Annotated in this window: 17 protein-coding genes and 1 tRNA gene; 2 read left to right on the top strand and 16 right to left on the bottom strand. The window is 50.9% G+C overall.

Annotated elements, in window-relative coordinates:
- The first annotated feature begins 132 nt into the window (after nucleotides 1–132).
- Together prfA and HMPREF2954_RS04795 are read left to right on the top strand one after the other, a co-directional pair.
- Complete coding sequence (prfA, locus tag HMPREF2954_RS04800; protein WP_045074855.1) at nucleotides 133–1,209, top strand: peptide chain release factor 1; 1,077 nt, start codon at nucleotides 133–135, stop codon at nucleotides 1,207–1,209.
- Between the two features lie 240 nt (nucleotides 1,210–1,449).
- Nucleotides 1,450–2,457, top strand: a complete 1,008-nt coding sequence (locus HMPREF2954_RS04795; RefSeq protein WP_070689026.1) for an FAD:protein FMN transferase — start codon at nucleotides 1,450–1,452, stop codon at nucleotides 2,455–2,457.
- 120 nt (nucleotides 2,458–2,577) lie between these two features.
- Here the strand turns inward: HMPREF2954_RS04795 and HMPREF2954_RS04790 are convergent, their stop codons facing one another.
- From HMPREF2954_RS04790 to HMPREF2954_RS04715, 16 genes are all read right to left on the bottom strand, one after another.
- Complete coding sequence (locus HMPREF2954_RS04790) at nucleotides 2,578–3,915, bottom strand: sodium-dependent transporter (protein WP_083313605.1); 1,338 nt, start codon at nucleotides 3,913–3,915, stop codon at nucleotides 2,578–2,580.
- A gap of 261 nt (nucleotides 3,916–4,176) precedes the next feature.
- Nucleotides 4,177–4,252, bottom strand: a tRNA-Ile gene (locus HMPREF2954_RS04785).
- Between the two features lie 220 nt (nucleotides 4,253–4,472).
- On the bottom strand, nucleotides 4,473–5,126 hold the full coding sequence (locus HMPREF2954_RS04780; protein WP_045074859.1) for a cysteine hydrolase family protein: 654 nt from the start codon (nucleotides 5,124–5,126) through the stop codon (nucleotides 4,473–4,475).
- 511 nt (nucleotides 5,127–5,637) lie between these two features.
- Nucleotides 5,638–7,593, bottom strand: coding sequence for a Pycsar system effector family protein (locus HMPREF2954_RS04775; protein WP_045074861.1), 1,956 nt, complete (start codon nucleotides 7,591–7,593; stop codon nucleotides 5,638–5,640).
- 220 nt (nucleotides 7,594–7,813) lie between these two features.
- A complete protein-coding gene (locus HMPREF2954_RS04770; RefSeq protein ID WP_045074862.1) occupies nucleotides 7,814–8,098 on the bottom strand; it encodes a PepSY domain-containing protein in 285 nt (94 codons plus the stop codon).
- A 157-nt stretch (nucleotides 8,099–8,255) separates the two neighbouring features.
- Nucleotides 8,256–9,032: a twin-arginine translocase subunit TatC gene (gene tatC, locus HMPREF2954_RS04765; protein ID WP_039406895.1), complete on the bottom strand. Its 777-nt coding sequence runs from the start codon at nucleotides 9,030–9,032 to the stop codon at nucleotides 8,256–8,258.
- An 8-nt stretch (nucleotides 9,033–9,040) separates the two neighbouring features.
- A complete protein-coding gene (gene tatB / locus HMPREF2954_RS04760) occupies nucleotides 9,041–9,715 on the bottom strand; it encodes a Sec-independent protein translocase protein TatB (protein WP_045074866.1) in 675 nt (224 codons plus the stop codon).
- A 3-nt stretch (nucleotides 9,716–9,718) separates the two neighbouring features.
- Nucleotides 9,719–9,922, bottom strand: a complete 204-nt coding sequence (tatA, locus tag HMPREF2954_RS04755) for a Sec-independent protein translocase subunit TatA (protein ID WP_003679438.1) — start codon at nucleotides 9,920–9,922, stop codon at nucleotides 9,719–9,721.
- Nucleotides 9,923–9,967: 45 nt separating this feature from the next.
- Nucleotides 9,968–10,291 (bottom strand): histidine triad nucleotide-binding protein, encoded by a 324-nt coding sequence (locus HMPREF2954_RS04750; RefSeq protein WP_003740880.1) that lies wholly within the window; start codon nucleotides 10,289–10,291, stop codon nucleotides 9,968–9,970.
- Nucleotides 10,292–10,428: 137 nt separating this feature from the next.
- Nucleotides 10,429–10,752 carry a phosphoribosyl-ATP diphosphatase gene (locus tag HMPREF2954_RS04745; RefSeq protein ID WP_016687644.1) on the bottom strand — a complete coding sequence of 108 codons (324 nt, stop codon included), beginning with the start codon at nucleotides 10,750–10,752 and terminating at the stop codon, nucleotides 10,429–10,431.
- Nucleotides 10,753–10,915: 163 nt separating this feature from the next.
- On the bottom strand, nucleotides 10,916–11,314 hold the full coding sequence (gene hisI / locus HMPREF2954_RS04740) for a phosphoribosyl-AMP cyclohydrolase (RefSeq protein WP_045074870.1): 399 nt from the start codon (nucleotides 11,312–11,314) through the stop codon (nucleotides 10,916–10,918).
- Nucleotides 11,315–11,438: 124 nt separating this feature from the next.
- Nucleotides 11,439–12,206 carry an imidazole glycerol phosphate synthase subunit HisF gene (gene hisF / locus HMPREF2954_RS04735; protein WP_003776869.1) on the bottom strand — a complete coding sequence of 256 codons (768 nt, stop codon included), beginning with the start codon at nucleotides 12,204–12,206 and terminating at the stop codon, nucleotides 11,439–11,441.
- Between the two features lie 144 nt (nucleotides 12,207–12,350).
- Complete coding sequence (locus HMPREF2954_RS04730) at nucleotides 12,351–12,668, bottom strand: hypothetical protein (protein ID WP_003740874.1); 318 nt, start codon at nucleotides 12,666–12,668, stop codon at nucleotides 12,351–12,353.
- 381 nt (nucleotides 12,669–13,049) lie between these two features.
- Complete coding sequence (gene hisA, locus HMPREF2954_RS04725; protein WP_003769070.1) at nucleotides 13,050–13,787, bottom strand: 1-(5-phosphoribosyl)-5-[(5-phosphoribosylamino)methylideneamino]imidazole-4-carboxamide isomerase; 738 nt, start codon at nucleotides 13,785–13,787, stop codon at nucleotides 13,050–13,052.
- 161 nt (nucleotides 13,788–13,948) lie between these two features.
- Nucleotides 13,949–14,593 carry an imidazole glycerol phosphate synthase subunit HisH gene (gene hisH / locus HMPREF2954_RS04720; protein ID WP_045074873.1) on the bottom strand — a complete coding sequence of 215 codons (645 nt, stop codon included), beginning with the start codon at nucleotides 14,591–14,593 and terminating at the stop codon, nucleotides 13,949–13,951.
- 135 nt (nucleotides 14,594–14,728) lie between these two features.
- A complete protein-coding gene (locus HMPREF2954_RS04715) occupies nucleotides 14,729–16,321 on the bottom strand; it encodes an L-lactate permease (RefSeq protein ID WP_003776691.1) in 1,593 nt (530 codons plus the stop codon).
- Nucleotides 16,322–16,557: the final 236 nt, after the last annotated feature.

The raw sequence follows: 16,557 nt of genomic DNA, 5'->3' as shown, positions 1-16,557 counted from the left end.
AAAAGGTCGTCTGAAAACTTTTCAGACGACCTTTCCAGTCATATCCTTTTGAATTTCCAACCAAACCCATTATAATATCGCTTCCTCGCGCCGTCGCGGACGACTCCCGGCGGCATTTGTTATGGAAGAATTATGAAGCCGTCTATCTTAGAAAAACTACAACAACTCAGCGACCGACTGGAAGAAGTCACCCACCTCCTCGGACAGCCCGAAGCCACGTCCGACATGGACAACTACCGCAAGCTCACGCGCGAACACGCCGAATTGACGCCCGTGGTCGAAGTATTCCAAAACTATCAGTTGGCTCAAAGCGACTTGGCGGATGCCGAAGAAATGCTGTCCGACCCCGAAATGAAAGACTTTGCCGCCGAAGAAATCGAAGCGGCAAAAGCCAAAATCGACACGCTCGATACCGAACTGCAAAAACTGCTGCTACCCAAAGATGCCGACGACGACAAAAATATCTTCATCGAAGTGCGTGCCGGAACGGGCGGCGACGAAGCCGCGCTGTTTGCAGGCGATTTGCTGCGCATGTACAGCCGCTACGCCGAACGCAACCGCTGGCAGGTCGAAATCGTTTCCGCCAACGAAAGCGAACTGGGCGGCTATAAAGAAGTCATCGCCCGCATTGTCGGTTTGGGTGCATACAGTCGTCTGAAATTCGAATCGGGCGGCCACCGCGTGCAACGCGTTCCCGCCACCGAAAGCCAAGGCCGTATCCACACTTCCGCCTGCACCGTCGCCGTCATGCCGGAAGCGGACGAACTCGAAGACATCGAGTTGAACCCCGCCGACCTGCGCATCGACACCTTCCGCGCATCCGGCGCGGGTGGTCAGCACATCAACAAAACCGACTCCGCCGTCCGCATCACCCACCTGCCCACCGGCATGGTGGTCGAATGCCAAGACGGCCGCAGCCAACACTCCAACAAAGCGCAGGCGATGAAAGTCCTCGCCGCCCGCCTGAACGACGCGCAAAAACGCGAAGCCCAAGCCAAAGAAGCCGCCGAACGCAAATCCCTCATCGGCAGCGGCGACCGTAGCGAACGCATCCGCACCTACAACTACCCCCAAGGCCGCGTGACCGACCACCGCATCAACCTTACCCTGCACAAGCTGGATTTTGTTATGGACGGCGACTTGGAAGAAATCACCAACGCTCTGATTGCCGAACATCAGGCAGAGCTACTGGCGGCAATGGGCGACTGATGGGGCGGTTGATGCTTGGTGCCAAAGCGTGAAGGCAGGCTTAATGGCGGGAAAACAAGTTCTGCCGCAGCGCAAATCAAGCCTCAGCCGTCGCCCGCCGCCCTTTCCGTAACCATAAAAATCCTGTGTGGAAATGACGGCGCTCCTAAAAAGCCTTCCCACTCAAACGCAAACCCAGATAAACCGATTTCACGCAGCCCCCAATACCCCGCCCCTTTTTCAGACGACCCATCCCAACCCATGAACACCCCGCTAACCCGCCGCCGTTTTTTCGCTATCGCTGCCCTGACTGCCGCCGGAGCAGCCGCGCCCTTCCTCCTGAACCGCAACCGCCCTGCCCCGTTACCAACTATCGGCGAGCCCGTCATTTGGAAAGGCATCGCGCTGGGTTCCGGCGCCGAGCTCCGCCTCTTCGGCGTTGACCGCAAAGAAGCCGAAATCCTCGTCAACAAAGTCCTCGCAGAAGTTGCCCGCCTCGAAAAAATCTTCAGCCTCTACCGCGAAGACAGCCTGATCAACCGACTGAACAAAGAAGGTCGTCTGAACAACCCGCCGCCCGATTTCCTCGCCCTGTTGAGCATTTGCCGCGACATCCACGCCCTGACAGACGGCGCGTTCGACCCCACCGTCCAAGTGCTGTGGAACCTTTATGCAGACCATTTCCGCCGCAACCCGCGTGCCGAAACCCCGCCGTCCGAACCTGACATCCGGCGCACTCTCAAACTCGTCGGTCTCAAACACGTCGTCTTCGACCAAAAAGCCATCATCTTCGAACAAAAAGGCATGGGCTTATCCCTCAACGGCATTGCCCAAGGCTACATCACCGACAAAGTCACCGCCCTGCTGCAACAACACGGCATCCGCCAAGCCCTCGTCGATATGGGCGAAATCCGCGGCTTCGACACCGACAACCAACGCACATGGAACGTCGGCATCCGCAATCCCCAAAACGAAGAAGCCACTCTCCTGACCATCCCCATGCAAAACCAAGCCTTCGCCACCTCAGGCGGCTACGGTACCGTGATGGACGAAGCCGGCAAGTTCACCCACCTCTTCGACCCGCGCACCGGCACTGCCACACCGCGCTACCGCAGCGTCAGCGTCATGGCGCCGACCGCCGCCGTTGCCGATGCCCTCTCCACCGCGTTCTCCATCATGGACGAAGCCGCCATCCGTACCGCCGCGCGCGCCAAACAGGCAAAAGTCTGGCTGGTCATGCCCGACAACCGCATCGAAACCCTAGCCTGAACATTGTATTTGGCAAAAAAGGCAGGCTCTCCCGAATACAACAAAACTTAAAAGTCAAAAGGTCGTCTGAAAACCTCGAATCAAGATTTTCAGACGACCTTTGCCATTTTGGGACAGTTTTTAAATCAAGCCTAGGGAATTGACAAATACGACGACAATCGCCAAAGGTGCAACATAGCGCAACACCATCAACCAAAGACGGATAATGGTTTTCGGTACGCTACTGCCTGAACCCGCATCCGCCAATACGGACTCCCTATCCTGAACCCACGCAGTGAACACTGCAACGCTCAATGCGCCAATCGGCATAATGACCGCCGAAATCAGGTAGTCCCACAAATCGAAAACGGTTTTTCCGAAGATTTTAAACTCACTCCAAACACCGAAAGACAAAGCAGAGGGAATACCGACAATAAAAATTGCCGTACCAATCAGCCAAGTATGGCGGCTGCGTTTACCCTCATCCTGACGAATCGTAGCGGCAATGACGGTTTCCAACATCGAAAACGCCGAAGTCAGCGTCGCAAACACCACCAACAGCATAAAGACGGCAAACAAAATCTGCCCCAACGGCATTTTCATGAACACGGCAGGCAAAACAACGAAGATCAAACCCGGCCCCTGGCTCGGTTCGAAGCCGAAAGCAAATACCGCCGGAAAAATAACCAGCCCAGCCAGCAGAGAAACCAAAAGGTTCATCCACATAATGATATTGCCCGAACGGAACATATCTTGGTCTTTACCCAAATAAGACGCATAAGTAATCATCGCAGACACGCCGATACTTAACGCAAAAAATGCCTGACCCAAAGCCGTAAGCATGGTTTGCGGCTTCAAATGCGACCAGTCGGGTTTCAGCAGGAAAGATACTCCTTCCATCGCCCCGGGCAGCGTCAGTGAACGGACAGCCAAAACAATAAACAGGATGAACAGGCCCGGCATCAGGTAACGGTTTGCTTTTTCAATCCCGTCGGACACACCGCCTTGAACCACCCAAATGGTAATCAGCATAAACAGCCCTTGATAAAACAACGACCCTGCAGGACTGGAAATGGTCGCACCGAATAATGCCTCAAAATCCGCACCCGCATGGATTTCTCCGGTAAAGCTATGGACAACGTAGTTCAACACCCAGCCACCGACGACACTGTAAAAAGACAGCAAGATAAAGCAGGCTGCCACCCCCATACGCCCCACCCACGGCCATTGCGAACCCGGGCGCAGGGTCTTGAAAGAATCGATGGCATTTTTACCGCCCGTCCTGCCGATATAAAACTCGGCAAGCTGCACAGGTAATGCCACCAAAATCGTAAAAAGCAAAAACAGCAGGAAAAACACCGCCCCACCGTTTGTCCCCGCGGTGTACGGGAATTTCCAAATTGCACCCAAGCCGATTGCCGAACCTGCCGCAGCAAGCACAAAACCAAGTTTGGACGACCAAGAAACCGAATGATTCATGATTATTGTATTAAGAAATGTGAAGAGACCGCATTGTAACAAAGCGTAACTGCATATAGCACAACCATAATGGCCTGCTTCAAAATTTCGCACATAAGGTGCGCTTAAAAAGACAATTTTGAATAAAAAATCTGAGATTTTGTTTTTTAGATAAACATAAATACAAAAAATAGGCAATTTTGATATTTTATTTCAAACGAACACTACCATGATAAAAAGCACAAAAGAAAAAGCCCGGACATTTGTCCGGGCTTCGGTAATTGGTGGGTCCGGTGGGGTTCGAACCCACGACCAAGGGATTATGAGTCCCCTGCTCTAACCCCTGAGCTACAGACCCTCAAGAGAAGAGGCATATTGTATCATAAAATACTATAGAGACAAGGACCGCTTGGCTTTTATCGCCGTATATTTTATCCATAAATACCTTGCCTCAAGTCGCCTGAAAACAAAAATTACACTTTCAGACGACCTTTTCTCATGCATACCATATAATTCAAAAAAACAGGCCGCTAAAAGCGACCTGAAAAACTCTTGCAGCTGGGAGTGATAGCAAGAGGTTACGACACTTTAAACCAAGCTTCGTTAGCATAACGGAGCATTTGTTCGGGAATCTCTTCGGCGTTGCTGACAACAGAGATACCGGATTTACGCATTTTATAGACAGCCTGAATGGTACTTTCAGGTGCATAGCCATGGCATGCGGCAAGATTGACGATAATGTGCAGGCTGTCGTTGTACCACAATAATTGTTCGGCGGTACGGCTGATTGCTTCTTCCGTTGCCAAACCGCCGATAATGACAGTATCTGCTTTTTCTGCATAAAGCCATTCAATCAAACCGGTGCTGCGGGCTTCGTTATCATCATGGAAACATGCACCAAAACCATTCTCCCCGCCTAATTCGATTACATGGTTATAATCAGCAGATGCCGGCAAACCATCCAGCAAATTTGCACCACGGCAACCGCCTGCACACTGGCTGAAATAGCCACCTTCCCGCGCAAATATAATTCCGTTGCGTTTAACAACTGCGGCGCAAATACTCTCCGGATCGATATTGACGTTCTCAACCAAAATACGCTTATCTGCAATAGATGCTTGGCGGTTTAATTCTTTAACCATATTTTCCGGCTGATGCAGGAAATGGTTGGCATTGACTGCCATGCAGGTAAAGCGGAATTGAGGTTGAATATCGATAGCAACAGTCGTCATGATGTGACTCCACAAAAAACCAGATAAATCCGGAAACACTTCCTCGATAAATGGCTCTTATCGAAGATAATCGGTATATTTATGATGAACGGTATAATATCAGGATAATCGGCAAATCACCAGGAATATTTAACAATTAGTAACAATTTATTCCGTAAATATCTATTTAGTAGAATTCACCCTCAAAAATCTCACAAAAAATATCAACTCAATAAGCATAAATGTTTGAAATTTATTTTTGTTTTAATCCCCCCTTATTACCTCCTCCTCAACTTTTGCCTTCAATTTAATATTGGCCAAAAAACAACAGAAAGAGAAAAATGCAGTTATTTTTTTTGACTTAAATCGAATTTTTCTTCATGAGTTAACAAAAAATCTTGCTAAAAAAATTAAAAAGCATAGGACAAACGGCAATCATTCCTCCTCCAACCGACAACCCAAAGCCACAAATATAAAAGGTCGTCTGAAACCTTAACCCTCAGTTTCAGACGACCTTTAATCAGCTTTAAAACTACTGTTTACCAAGCTGGCTGTAATCCACCAACATATACTTGGCAGTAATTTTCTGCGAAGCGTTGCCTTCGTCGCCCATCAGAATCATCTGCGGCTTGCCGTTGACCGTAATCGAATCGACGGCTTCGACGTTGGTGATGTGTTGCAGGTTAGGCAGCGAGATTTTTTGCGGTTCGTCGGTCGGGTTGCCGCTCCAAGTCCACAGTTGCGAGAATTTCTGCCCGTTTTCGTCCTTCACTTCGTTGGCGATGACGTAGTTTTTCAACACCGGGTCGTAGTTGATGGAACGGATACCGCCGCCGTCGATGTCGAGGATGGCGACTTCGTCAAACTCAGGCTTGGCGTTGCGCTCGAATACGTCTTTCGGGTTGCTGATGAATGCTACCAGCGCCATATTGTTGAACTCAGGATCACGGAAGCCCAAGACGAGGCGTTTCTTCACAGGGTCGAACGCCATGCCTTCGATATTGATTTCTTCAAAGGAAACTTCGGCTTTGGTGCGTTCGCGGATAAGGTCGTGCAGCTTGTGGTCGGTTTCCAAAACTTGCGTCAGATTGTCGTAGCTGGTCAGTCCCAACACATTGCCGTCTTGGATTTTAAAGCGCATCAGGTGTTCGCGGTCGGGCGAGCGGTTGCCTTTGCGGGTACGCGAGTGTGAAGTGAGCGCGTAGATAAAGCCTTCGTCGTCGCGTGCCAAGGCCTCCAAGTCGCTCAGGCGGCGTTTGAAGCCGGTGATCACGCGCGTATCCAAGGCCTCGTCTTCGATAAATCTGCCGGACGGATCGATGCTGACGATGCTGAACGCGTGATTCGGTTCGTCTTCTGCAATCAGCAGTTTGCCGTCGGGAAGCTGTTGCACGGCGGATGGTTCATACACGCCGTTGAACATATTAATACCCAAAGAGCGTAGCTCTGCCGCATTGTTGGCAGGTTGGGTCAGCAGCGAAGGCAGCGTCTTCACGCCGATAAACGCCGCCAGCGAAGCCAAAAGCCCCCAACGGAATACGGCATAAGACAAGTTGATGTATTTGAATTGTTTGTCCGCCAGCAAGCCCAGCCAGTAAAGATGATCGCTCATCTTTTGATAGACTTGTTTGCGGTCGCCCATAATCTCCTGCATCATTTCCCAATATTGGTCTTTTTGCACCTTCACACGGTCTTCGTAAATCAGGATATTGGGTTGGCTACCGCTGAAAAAGCGCGTTTGGGTGCTGCTGAGGCGGGTTCTCAAATCACGCAGTTTGGCGCGTCCGCGGAAGAAATCCTTGACCCAAGCGCGCGCCGCCTGCATTTTGCCGATACGTTCAGGCGAAGCGGACAGCAGCGCGAACACGATGGATGCGGCGGCGGTAATCATAAACGTACTCGCCGGAATCAGAAATTCGGGCGACGATGAAAAAATAAACGCGCCCGAAATCATCAGCGCAGACACGATAAAACCGTTGAGCGAAATCATAATGTTCGCCTTGGTCGCCGCCAGAGCGAGCAGCTCCATCTCCGAACGAACGGCGTTGCGGAACATGGTTTCCACGCCTTTGTTCGTACCCAAAAGATCGGAAGGCGGCACATCGGCGGCTTGTTTTTTCTTCTTCGCCTTGTCTTTTTTGTCTTTCTTTTTCTTTTTGGGCTTTTCAGACGACGTCCCAATGCCTTCAAGGATGATGTTATCCATCACGGCCTCTTCGGCATTGCTGTCTTGTCGATGGTCTGCCGTTTCAGACTCCGCAGCCTCTTCAACTTTTAAAGTTTCTTCAGCTTTCACAGCTTCTTCAATGTTTACAGCTTCTTCAGTTTTTAAGGTTTCTTTAGCTTTATCAAACGCTTCTTCTGAGTCTTCCCAAACTTCGGAAACAGGCTGCGGCGCATCGGGATCGGGTCGTTCGAAAGGTTTCTCCCAGTCAGAAACCGTATTTTGCGGCTCTTGCCCTTTTTTATTTTTATCGTGGAAATCCATGTTTATCCTCCGTTTGAGTGAATCAATTTAAATGGAAAGGAAAAAGCGTTTTTTAGTTCCTCTGATTCGGGGAATTTACACAACGTCATACATTATCGATAAAAACATTACACTTCTTGGGATAATCATGTTTGTAATGATTAAGTCGGCAATCCAAGTTCCCCTTCAATAAAAACTGCCGCAAAACGGGCAGTTTGCGGCAGCTGTAACGCATCGTTTATCAGTAGTCGATACGCTCTTTGATGATTCTCAAGTCGGGGTAAGACAATTTGATGTCGTATTCGCGTCCGCCTTTGTAAGCTTCTACGTCCAATACAGGTTTGCCGCGATAGTCGTCGGCGTCGATGTCGTGAACGCGATAGCCGCGTTGCTCAAGCATTCTGATGGCTTTGGTACGGTTTTGTTCAAAATTTTTGTCGCTGTAAATTTGGTGTTCGATGTAATCGTTGGCACCTGCGACAGCAGCGGATAAAGCGACGATGGCGGTCAATAATAATTTTTTCATGTTCGACTTCCTTTCGAAATGTGTCATTGGGGTTTTGATGAGTGTATTAAAACACGGCAAAATTAGCAGTCATTTAGCACTTCGTTAAACGTAGTAAAGGTCGTCTGAAACGTTTCAGACGACCTTTTAATATTTACGCTCTCCATTGCAGGCTGATTTAAGTTTCTGCGGGCGGAAGGGGCGGGTGTTCGTCGGTTTTGTCCGATTTGGGTTTGGCAAAGCGGCTGCACCAGATACCTGCTTCGTAAAGCAAGATAAGCGGGACGGCAAGCAAGGTTTGGGAAATCACGTCCGGCGGGGTAATGATGGCGGCAACGACAAATGCGCCGACAATGACGTAGGGTCGTGCATTTTTGAGTTGTTCGGTGGTCACGACGCCGATTTTGGCGAGCAGGACGACGACGACGGGGACTTCGAAAGTCGTGCCGAATGCGACGAACATACCCAAAATAAAGGACAAATATTTGTCGATGTCGGTCGCCATGTTGACACCGACGGGGGTGATGCCTGCGAGAAATTTAAAGATGACGGGGAAAACGAGGTAGTAGGCAAACGCCATGCCGACAAAAAACAGGCTGACGCTGGAGAGGACGAGCGGGGTGATCAGTCGTTTTTCGTTTTGGTAGAGGGCGGGCGCGACGAATGCCCAGATTTGGTAGAGCGTGTGCGGCAGGGAAACGAGGAATGCCGCCATCAGCGTTACTTTCACCGGCACGAAAAACGGTGCGATGACGTCGGTGGCAATCATGCTGGTGTCTTTGGGAAGATTCACCATCAATGGTTCGGCAACAAAGGTGTAAAGCTGCTGGGCAAACGGCATCATGCCGAGAAAGCAGACGACGATGCCGATGACAATCCACATCAGGCGGCGGCGCAGCTCGATAAGGTGTTCGATAAGAGGTTGGACGGGTTGTTCGTTTTGAGGTTCGGACACCGGTTTACTCACTTTTTACGGACGCGAAGTTTGGGTTTGGCATGAAATTTCGGGCGCAGGTCGCGCTTGCGGTTCATCGCTTGTTTTTTGAGGGAAGTGATATGCAGCACGGGCGCGTCTGCGGAAGTGTCGATATAGCTGACTTCTACGACATTGGAAACCGGAGCGGCGCTGCCGGTCAGGTATTCGCGCCATGCGCGGTCTTGCTCGGATTCTGCAGGCGTGTCGGTTTCGACAGCATCCGTCGTAGTGTCTGCTTGCGGCAGAGCGTTTTCAGACGACGTGGAAACAGCCGGGTCGTCTGAAACTTCCGTGCTTAACGAAGGAAGCGGATTACCGTGTTCATCCAACCCGAAATCGGCAGGCGTGCGTTGCGCCGGCAGGCGTTCCCAAGGTTTGAGTCCGTCGGAAATGTCGTGCAGGTTGTCCTGCATATCCGTACCGGTTTCTTTGAGGCTGTCGCGCACTTGTGCGGCGGCGGCTTCAAATTCCTGTTTGGCTTTGCGCAGCTCTTCCAATTCGACTTGGGTGTTGAATTCCTGCTTGACGCTGCTGACGAGGCGTTGCAGTTTGCCGATGAGCCGTCCGGCGGCGCGGGCGGCTTCGGGCAAACGCTCGGGGCCGAGTACAATCAGGGCGACGATGCCGACTAAAAGCAGCTCGCCCAAACCGAAATCAAACATAGATTATGCTTTGTCTTCGTCTTTTTTGTGTTCGATGACTTCGTCTTTTTTGGCATCTTTGCCGTCGGTACCTTCGTTCAGGCCTTGTTTGAAGTCATGCACGGCTCCGCCGAGGTCTTTACCGACGTTGCGCAGTTTTTTGGTACCGAAAACCAAAACAACGATGATTAATACGATAATCCAGTGCCACAGAGAGAAGCTACCCATAATAAATCCTTGATATAGTTGAAAATGGATGGTGGGAATGTTGGTTTACGCAGGCGTGCCCATGATGTGGATATGCAGGTGGAACACTTCCTGCCCGCCGCCTTTGCCTGTATTGATAAGGGTTTTGAAGCCGTCGGTCAAACCTGCCGCTTCGGCGATTTGAGGGACTTTCAACATCATTTTGCCCAAGAGGGTTTGATGTTCGGGCGCGGCGTGTGCCAGCGAGTCGAAATGGACTTTCGGAATCAGCAGCAGATGAACCGGTGCGGCGGGGCGGATGTCTTTGAAGCACAACATCTCGTCGTCTTCGTAAACGGTTTGCGCCGGAATGTCTTTGGCGGCGATTTTACAGAAAATACAGTTGTCCATAATGGCTCCGAGGTCGTCTGAAAACGAGCGCAGCGAGTTTCGCTAAAACGAGTACAACGAGTTTCGCTAAAACGAGTGCAGCGCGTTTCGTCAAACAGACGGCAGAAAAACGAATAAGGTCGGATTGTAATATAAATTCAAGACTCTTTGCGAGAGGCTTTTTCCGCCAAGCCTGATAAACCTTGACGGCGCGCAAGCTCGTTGACGACATCTTCGGCGCGCAAACCGTGGTGCGCCAAGAGAACCATAGTGTGAAACCATAAGTCGGCAACTTCGTAAACGAGGTGTTCGCCGCCGCCGTCTTTCGACGCCATCAGGACTTCGCCCGCTTCTTCGATGACTTTTTTGAGGATTTTGTCTTCGCCTTTGTGCAGAAGCTGGGCAACGTAGGAAGCTTCGGGATCGCCGCCTTTGCGGGAATCGATGGTGTTTTGGATTTGGGAGAGGATGGTGTCGGTCATGGGATTTTCGGCTTTGAAGGATAAGGATTATTCGGATAAGGCATCGGTTTGCTTGGCTTCGCGTAACGCTGTTTCTGACAACAGACAATCATCCGCCCGATTTTTAGCGAAACTCGATTCTCTCGTTTTGGCGAAACTCGCTGCGCTCGTTTTCAGACGACCTCTAAGGATGTGTCTGCCCATAAATGGCTTCTTCGTCTTTCAACACGGCATCAACCGTCTGCCATGCGCCGTCTTTCCAAACTTTGTAGAAACAGCTTTCGCGTCCCGTATGGCAGGCGATGCCGCCGTTTTGGTCTATCAGCATCACGATGGAGTCGCCGTCGCAGTCGAGGCGCAATTCGTACACCTTTTGCGTGTGCCCTGATTCTTCGCCCTTCATCCATTGTTTTTGGCGCGAGCGGCTGTAATAGTGGGCGAAACCGGTTTCTACGGTTTTTTGCAGCGCCTCGGCGTTCATCCATGCGACCATCAATACGCGGCGGGTCTGCCTATCTTGAGCAATGGCGCAGACCAAGCCTTTTTCGTCGAATTTGACGGCTTCAAGCAGGCTGTTATCCATATTCGGCATCCTTATTTTATATTGGCGAAACTCGCTTCACTCATTTTATCGAAACTCGCTGCGCTCGTTTTGGCGAAACTCGCTGCGCTCGTTTTCAGACGACCTTGAGTCAATCAAGTTCAACTCACAGCCGCACTTCGATTCCGGCTTCGCGCATGGCGAGCTTTGCATCGCGGATACTGACTTCACCGAAATGGAAAATACTGGCGGCAAGCACGGCATCCGCTTTGCCTTCTTTGATGCCGTCAATCAGATGCTGAACATTGCCGACGCCGCCGGATGCGATGACGGGAATGTCGACTGCTTCGCTGACGGCGCGGGTCAGCGGCAGGTTGAAGCCTTGTTTCGTGCCGTCCCTGTCCATGCTGGTGAGCAGGATTTCGCCTGCGCCGCGCCGCTGCATTTCAACCGCCCATTCGACTGCGTCCAAGCCGGTCGGCGTGCGCCCGCCGTGGGTGAAGATTTCCCAGCGGGTGTTTTCGGGATTGACGGCTTTGGCATCGACGGCGACGACGATGGCTTGCGAGCCGAAAAATCCGGCGGCTTCGTTGACTAAATCGGGGTTGGTGACGGCGGCGGTGTTGATGCTGGCTTTGTCCGCACCGGCATTGAGCAGGCGGCGGATGTCGGCTACGGTGCGTACGCCGCCGCCGACGGTCAGCGGAATGAAAACCTGTGAGGCAACGTCTTCGATGACGTGCAAAATGGTGTCGCGGTTGTCGGAGGAGGCGGTGATGTCGAGGAAGGTCAGCTCGTCCGCACCTTCGTCGTTGTAGCGTTTGGCGACATCGACGGGATTGCCCGCATCGCGCAAACCGAGAAAGTTTACGCCTTTGACGACGCGGCCATCTTTAACGTCGAGACAGGGGATGATGCGTTTTGCCAGTGCCATTTTGAATGCCTTTCCAAACCTAGGAATGAGGTCGTCTGAAAGTGAGCGAAGCGGGTTTCGCTAAAACCTATACAACGGATTCCACCCAAACGGATAATCCGTTTCAGACGACCTTTCAAATCATTGATACCGGCAAGGCAGGTGTTACGCCAGCCAGTTGTGAACCCATTTGGGCAGGTGTTGGAGCAGTTGGAAATAGCCGACGCCCGCAATGGCGGCGAATACGCAGGAAGTCATAAAGTTACCGCTGAAGCGTCCGACGATATAAAACACTGCGCTGGCAAATGCCCACAATGCGCCGTTAAACACCATCCAATAGGTGTCGATCATCGGCATATCGAACGCGGAAAGCTGACGGACGAGAATGGCGATGATGGTAAATCCCAAACCTTCGCTGACGGCGCGCACGTTGCGGCCGGACGACCAGATAATCCAAAAGCCCAAAATAAATGCTTCAAACATGAAATACCCCTTGAAAAGTAAATAAAACTAGTGAGTGTGGGATGGTGAGTCCCAAACAATATTCGGCGGTCTGCCGCCTTTTATTGTGAAGAAAAATGGACGAACCCATCTTTTGTCCTGCCTGTGAAGACAGGACAACAATGAAAGCAAACAGGTTCAACCGAGTATTGTGTATCTTCGCCCCGCTATATTGTTTGAAAACGGCGGGACAAGTGAGTAAGAAAACATAGGGTCATTTCAGACGACCTGGATGGTTGTTTTTAAATAAGGTCGTCTGAAAACGAGCGCAGCGAGTTTCGCTAAAACGAACGCAGTGAGTTTCGCTAAAATGAGTGTAACGAATTTCGCCAAAACGAGTGCGGCGGGTTCCGCCAATACAAATTATGCCAGCGAATCCGCCAACTGTTGCGCTTGGGCAAAATCAATACTGCCCTCGTAAATCGCACGCCCGGTAATCGCGCCCGCCACGCCGTGTTTTTCAACGGCACACAAAGCGCGGATGTCGTCCAAATTGGTCAAACCGCCCGACGCGATAACCGGAATGGCGACGGCTTGCGCCAGTTTGACGGTCGCGTCGATGTTCACGCCGCTCATCATGCCGTCGCGGCCGATGTCGGTGTAAATAATGCTGTTGACGCCGTCGTCTTCAAAACGTTTCGCCAAATCAATCACATGATGCTCGGTTACGGTCGCCCAGCCGTCTATCGCCACCATGCCGTCTTTGGCATCCAACCCGACGATAATCTGCCCCGGAAACGTTTTGCACGCTTCGCGCACGAAGTCGGGATTTTTTACCGCCGCCGTACCGATAATGACGTCGTTCAATCCCAAATCCAAATATTTTTCAATGGTTTCCAAGTCGCGTATCCCGCCGCCCAGCTGTACGGGAATGTTTTTGGCAACGGCAGCGAGGATGTCCTTGATGGCGGGAAAATTTTGCGGAACGCCGGCAAATGCGCCGTTTAAGTCCACCAAATGCAAACGGCGCGCGCCTTGTTTGAACCAATGCAGCGCAGTTTCGGCGGGCGAATCGGAAAACACCGTCGCCTGCTCCATCAAACCTTGTTTCAGGCGCACGCAGCGGCCTTCTTTTAAATCGATTGCGGGAATCAGCAGCATGGGAGTCCTATCCTTATGCGGAGTGTATTTTACACAAATTATCGAGTTTTAGCATATTTGAATAATTTAAGATAACAGTGATGCGAAATCCTGATTAAAATTGCTTGAAAATCCTTTTCAGACGACCTGATTAATTTATAAAAATCAAAGTGCAAGCCTTTTCAAACTATCCAGTCCAAAAAATTGCGTAACAGCAACAATCCTGCGTCGTGACTTTTTTCCGTGTGGAACTGGGTGGCGAAGACATTGTCTTTGCCGACGATGCAGGCAAATTCGTGCGGATATTCGCTGGTAGCAAGGACGGTTTCAGGGTCTTCGGGAGCGAAGTAGTAGCTGTGTACAAAGTAAAAGCGCGTTTCTTGACCAATGTCTTTAAACAGCGGGTGCGGGCGGGTTTGGCGTACTGTGTTCCAGCCCATGTGCGGCACTTTCAGACGACCTCCGTGTTCATCGGTTTGATTGGCGGAGAAGCGTTTGACCCTGCCTTTAAACCAACCCAGTCCGGCGGTATCGCCTTCTTCGCTGTGTTCGAACAATAATTGCGCGCCGACGCAGATGCCGAAAAACGGTTTGTTTTTCAATCCATCTTCCACTGCCTCGCCCAAACCGCTTTGCCTCAATGCAGCCATACAGTCGGGCATCGCACCCTGACCGGGGAAAATGATTTTGTCGGCAGCGAAGATGTCTTCGGGGCGGTCGGTCAGATAAACTTCACCGGCTTTGCCCGACAAGGCTTGCGCGGCCTGTACGGATTTGAGGACGGAATGCAGGTTGCCCATGCCGTAATCGACAATAGCGGTTTTCATGTTTTCTCCTTGGATTGCAGCTTGTGCTTATCGGTATGGTTATGAATATTGTAACAAAACATCGTACCGGAAGGACAAAAGAAAAAGGTCGTCTGAACATTTTTTCAGACGACCTCTTCTTGCGTTACAAGGTGCTTACCTTAGAGGGAAGAAAATAATTGCTATGGCGACAGCAATCACACCGTAAATCGCCATGGGGATGACGGTTTTCTTGATAATCGCACCTTCGGCGTTTTTTACGTCCAGTACGGTACATACGGCGATGATGTTGTTGATGCAGACCATGTTGCCCATTGCGCCGCCGACGGATTGCAGGGCGAGGATGAGGGTCACGGACAGGCCGGTATCAAGGGCGATTTGTTGCTGAATCGGACCAAATGTCAGGTTGGATACGGTGTTCGAACCGGAGAAGAATGCACCGATAGCGCCAAGGTAAGGGGAGAAGTAAACCCAGTGTTCGCCTGCCATCGCGGCAAACTCTTTACCGATGATTTTCACCATGGAGTCGTCGCCGCCAACCATCATCAGTTGAACCATAATCAGTGCGCCCATCAAGGCAAGCAGCGGTTTTTTGGTTTGGTTGAACGTTGCAGCGTAGAAAGCCCAGGCGTCTTTGAATTTGGTTTTATAAAGCAGGATACAAATCCAAACGGTAAAGACAAACGGAATCCATGCGGGAACGTAGAGAGTTTGGTATGACGCATTGACGCCTTGTCCGAAAATATTGCCGAAGGTAATGGTCAAAGAGTCGCTAACGGTGATTTTGCTCAAATCAAACGGCAGTTGGAAGCTGAACCATTCTTCTTTGCTGGTCAGCAGGCCTTTGATGCCGAGCTGTTTGATACGGGTAACGACCAGCATACCGATCAGCATACCCAGAGGGGCAAGTGCTTTGGCGACTTGGGCGAAAGGTACTTTTTCGGCATTCGGGTCTTTCGGATGGTCTTTGCTTAAGCCCCAGCCGTGGTTGGCTGCGAATACGGATACCATCAGGCCGATTGCGCCGGCAACGAGTGATGGGAATTCTTCGTTGACCATCGCTAATGCGACATAAGGAATGGTACAAGAGAAGACGGCGATGCCGATGAAGCCTAAGTTTTTACGGATTTCAGACCAAGGCACGATGAAGCTCAAGCCGATGACGGGAATGACGAAACCTGCGAAGAAGTGCATCACGCCGGTTTGTCTGCCGATGGCAAGGATGTTTTCGGCACTCAGGTTCAACGGTGCGAAACCGAACCAAGTCGGCGTACCGACCGCGCCGAAAGATACCGGTACGGAGTTCATAACCAGCGTAAAAATTGCTACTTTCAACGGGTTGAAACCCAGGCTCATCAGAATCGGGGCGGCAATCGCAGCAGGCGTACCGAAGCCGGATGCACCCTCAATCATAAAGGCAAACGACCAGCCGATAATCATCAGCTGCGCCACAGGATTCGGGCTGATGGTCGCCAGCCATTTGCGGATAATGTCGATACAACCGGTGGTTTCCATCATACGGTTGAACATGATCGCACCGAAAATCACGGTAATCGGTGTCAATGTGGAAACCAGGCCGGACGCTGCGGTTGCGTTGAGCAGCATAGCATCGTCTTTGAAATAAAACAGCTTGATGGCGTAAATCAGCGCGGCGGTAATCGGCAGCGCGATGTAGGAAGGCATACTGTTTTTCTTAACCATCAGCCAAATCAGCAGGATGATGGGAAAAATGCTGAGGAATAGTGCCATGGTGAATCCTTAAATCGGCGTTGTTTATCAATTTTTTCTAATGATGTCGGATGCGGGAGAGATATCGAACCTTAATCTGAGAGTAATTATCAAATAAATTGGTAATACCAATTCAAAAGAATGCCGCATACTTTACGTAATACGATGTAATCGGTCAAGTGATTTATGTACCTTCGGCATTTACCAGACGAGGTTTTCAGGGTTTGAGACCTTTGCAAAATTCCCCAAAATCCCCT

The sequence above is a fragment of the Neisseria sp. HMSC067H09 genome, assembly GCF_001814135.1.
In the GTDB taxonomy this organism is placed as follows: domain Bacteria; phylum Pseudomonadota; class Gammaproteobacteria; order Burkholderiales; family Neisseriaceae; genus Neisseria.
Note: the sequence above shows the minus strand (reverse complement) of the source record. Positions and strands in the feature narration are given on the sequence as shown.